Genomic DNA, 3,358 nt, shown 5'->3' on the forward strand with positions numbered 1-3,358 from the left:
GCTCGCAAGCTGGCCCGCGTCGCCTTCGCCCTGATGAACAATCAGACCGATTACCAACCTAAGACCCCTTGTGGAGAGACATAGAATCTCCTACAACCAATGCTACCCCCCCCTGTGGGAGCGGCCTCGGCCGCGAAGCCCCCGCCAAAGCCCGAAAACCACCAAAGCCACACTGAACTTAACCCCGAACCCGATCCCCGGAACCCTTCCCGGTCACCGTCAAAACCAAATACCGGAAATAGCCCGCCAGCGTCAGCGACCCAATCATCTTCGCATCCACCTCGGCCAGCCTCTCGGGGTCCGACATATCAATTCCGTTCACCTGCGCCAGCCCGGTAATGCCCGGGCGCACCGCAAACACCCCTCGAGCCTCGCGCGCCGCGATCAACTCCACCTGACTCACCAGGCAGGGCCGCGGCCCCACCAGGCTCATCTCCCCCTTCAGCACATTCCAAAGCTGCGGCAGCTCATCCAGCTTCGTTTTGCGCAGAAAGTGGCCCAAGCGAGCAATCGACGAGGCCTGCGCCAGATGCGTCGCCACCGACGCCGTATCCGGCCGCATCGTTCGAAACTTCACCAGCGTAAACGGCCGCTGATATCGCCCCACCCGCTCCTGCCGGAACAGCGGCGAACGCGACTCCATCCAGCCCAGCACCCACAACACCGCCATCACCGGCGCCGCCACCACCAGCACCACATCCAGAATCCGAATCAAAACGCCTCCTAAATCCCAACCAACAACACCCCCGTAGGAGGTCAGCCCTCTGGCCGATGGGGCCTGTCCAACATCCAATCGGCCAGGGGGCTGGCCTCCTACGCCGAATACCCGCTGTAGAGGCTCGGCCCGTGCGCGATCACCTTTCATTCAGAAGGAAAACGAAGGAAACCGAGATTCGCAGCAAGCCAATGCGCTACTGACGGTATACATGGTTCCGGTGCGCCACCCGCACGACGAGTATCCGCAGCGCGTCGTCTTCGATCGAGGCCAGCACACGATAAGGCCCCACTCGATACCGCCAATACTCGCCCAACTCCCCGGACAAACCCTTGCCTAGACGACGAGGATCAGCCGCAGGCGCAACCCGCTCGGCCAGATACTTCAGGATGCGGTTCGCTGCCTGCTTATCGAGCGCTCGCAGTTCTTTCTCTACGCGTTTGTCGAACTCAATCGTCCAGCTCAAGTCGACGCCTCATCTCATCCATGGAGACCGTTTCTCCGCTTCCCTTGCGGTGGTCAATCAGGCGGTGCTCAGCCAAATACAGGTCTTCGAGATCCTCAAGATGCTGCACGATCGCTTCGCGCGCATAGAAGCTCTTGCTGCGCCCTGTCGCTTTCGCCAGGGCGGCCAGACGCTTCTCGACATCTTCAGGCAGACGCAAAGCCAACATGTATGTTCCTCCAAACAGGTGCTATACAAGTATAGCAAAGCGCCCTCTCGTAGGAGGCCAGGCCCCTGGCCGATTGGACGTTGGACAGGCCCCATCGGCCAGAGGCTAGCCTCCTACACCGAGCGCCGCCCCTGCGCGCCTGGCCTCAAAGAACCCGCTCCAGCGACTGAATACCCGCTTCCACCGAGCACCGAACAGCGTCATGGATGCCAACCGGGAAACCCGCCGGCAATTCGTGTTCTACCTGATCCAGTGCGGATGGGGCCTGCAGCACCACGGATGCCAGGACCTCGTGCACCATCGCCGCAGGCAGACGGGCCGAAGCGCCCGTCTCCAGAAAATGGCGACCCTGGATGCCATCCACCCGATAGTGGTTGCGCCGCCCCACAGCGAGCGCCAGCCGAACCTGCTTGCGCTCCACCTGGCGGCTAGCCACGCTGGGTAAAATCGTCAACACGTCATACAGCGGCGTCAGCCGGTACCCGCCGCCGGGTTGCAGGAACACGCTGAAATTCTTGGCGTGCCCATCCGTGGCGCCGATCAGCCAGAACAGGACTTGCGCCTTCAGCACCGTCGCCTGGTCCGCCCCCGGCGTATCACTGCCCCGCAACAGCCCCAGCACATCCACCAGCCCGGGGCCACCTTCGCTCTGATACTTGCGGCTCGGCGGCACGCCCAGTGGCTGGCAGCAGTCCTCCTGCGGCAAGCGCAGCAGCCGCCCATCGCGCGCCCAGTGTCGATCAAACCGCTCCACCACCAGCGCCCGCGCGCCCCCAAAGCGTCCGATCTCCGCGCGTGCCACCGACATGCCGAACGCCGCCAGCAATCGCAGGCAGTAAAACTCGTTCTCCACGCTGTCCGACAGATCCAGCCCGTTGGGTAACTGCCCAATCGCGGGCTTCAGGATATGCGTAGTCGGCGTCGAGCCATGCGGCTTGAGCCAGCGACCCTCATGCCACAGCAGTGCCGTCTTCTCCTGGACACCGGCAATCGAAATGCGGAAAGCATCGTCGCTGCCCAGACCCAGCGGCGCCTGTGCCAAACCGCCCAGCAGCTGTTCGATGCCCCTATCATCGAGCGGTTCCCCCCGAATCCCTCCAACGGGCCCGGACTCCTGCGCATCCGACAGCGAAAACTGCAACGCCCCCACACAGTCATGCCCGATCGCCGCCAGCAGGCTGTAGGCATCCGTCCCAGCCGCGCCCACGCGTTGCGCCACGCGCCGTCGCAGGGCATCCGCATCCGGCAACAGGTTCTCGAACACCGCGGCCACGGCCGCACCGTGATAGGCATCTTCCCGCAACGGAAGCGAAAGCGAGACCGGCAGCGCATGCTCCCAGCCCAACCAGGCCGGGTCATACCGAAAGTGGATCGACCCGGCCGCCGACTTCTCCAGAAACCCCACCAGGCGACCATTCAGCAACACGCGCAGCGGCGGATGGCGTGGCCTGCGCGGCATCAGAAAATCTCTTCAATGGACGCAGTCGACCGCGCACGGGGAGAAACCTGAAACTCCAGATCCAGCGCCGCCAGAACCGCAAGCAACGTCTCCAACCGGGTGGCCGGGTTTCCGTTCTCGATCAGGGAGATCGTCTCCTGACGCAATCCCGACTTCTCGCCAAGCGCGGCCTGCGTAAGGCCCTGCTTTCGCCGGACCCGGCGCACAATCGTGCCAATCTGCTTAGGTGTTCGCGCAAGCAATGTCATAACGCCCGATTATGCGCCCAACCCGATAACCAATCAATATCGGAATCGACCCATAAACCGACAACCCCACCGCCCCCAGGCCGATCACCCACGCAAAACACCCCCAGTAGGAGGCCAGCCCCCTGGCCGATTGGATGCTGGACAAGCCCCATCGGCCCGAGGCTCGCCTAGTAGTGTGCTGAGTTGTGTGCAGAAGCTGGCAGGAGGTGAGCGGCCATGGTATTCGGGTTGGTTAGCGACCACCTGAACCCCTCAAGGAGGG

At 63.1% G+C, this 3,358-nt stretch carries 5 protein-coding genes; all 5 read right to left on the reverse strand.

Annotation, left to right across the window (positions count from 1 at the left end; translation table 11 throughout):
* Window positions 1-178: 178 nt before the first annotated feature.
* The 5 genes from C996_RS0113660 to C996_RS0113675 all read right to left on the reverse strand — a co-directional run bounded on the left by C996_RS0113660 (window position 179) and on the right by C996_RS0113675 (window position 3,096).
* Entirely contained in the window at window positions 179-715 is a 537-nt protein-coding gene (locus C996_RS0113660; protein ID WP_018867980.1) for a sugar transferase, read from the reverse strand.
* A 196-nt stretch (window positions 716-911) separates the two neighbouring features.
* Window positions 912-1,181 carry a type II toxin-antitoxin system RelE/ParE family toxin gene (locus C996_RS14460; protein ID WP_081623699.1) on the reverse strand — a complete coding sequence of 90 codons (270 nt, stop codon included), beginning with the start codon at window positions 1,179-1,181 and terminating at the stop codon, window positions 912-914.
* A complete protein-coding gene (locus tag C996_RS0113665) occupies window positions 1,165-1,389 on the reverse strand; it encodes a DUF6290 family protein (protein WP_018867981.1) in 225 nt (74 codons plus the stop codon). Before C996_RS0113665 ends, C996_RS14460 begins: the two co-directional genes overlap by 17 nt.
* 145 nt (window positions 1,390-1,534) lie before the next feature.
* Window positions 1,535-2,848 carry a type II toxin-antitoxin system HipA family toxin gene (locus C996_RS0113670; protein ID WP_018867982.1) on the reverse strand — a complete coding sequence of 438 codons (1,314 nt, stop codon included), beginning with the start codon at window positions 2,846-2,848 and terminating at the stop codon, window positions 1,535-1,537.
* Window positions 2,848-3,096 carry a helix-turn-helix domain-containing protein gene (locus C996_RS0113675; RefSeq protein ID WP_018867983.1) on the reverse strand — a complete coding sequence of 83 codons (249 nt, stop codon included), beginning with the start codon at window positions 3,094-3,096 and terminating at the stop codon, window positions 2,848-2,850. Before C996_RS0113675 ends, C996_RS0113670 begins: the two co-directional genes overlap by 1 nt.
* Between the last annotated feature and the right edge of the window lie 262 nt (window positions 3,097-3,358).

Source organism: Thioalkalivibrio sp. ALE25 (genome assembly GCF_000377285.1).
GTDB lineage: Bacteria > Pseudomonadota > Gammaproteobacteria > Ectothiorhodospirales > Ectothiorhodospiraceae > Thioalkalivibrio.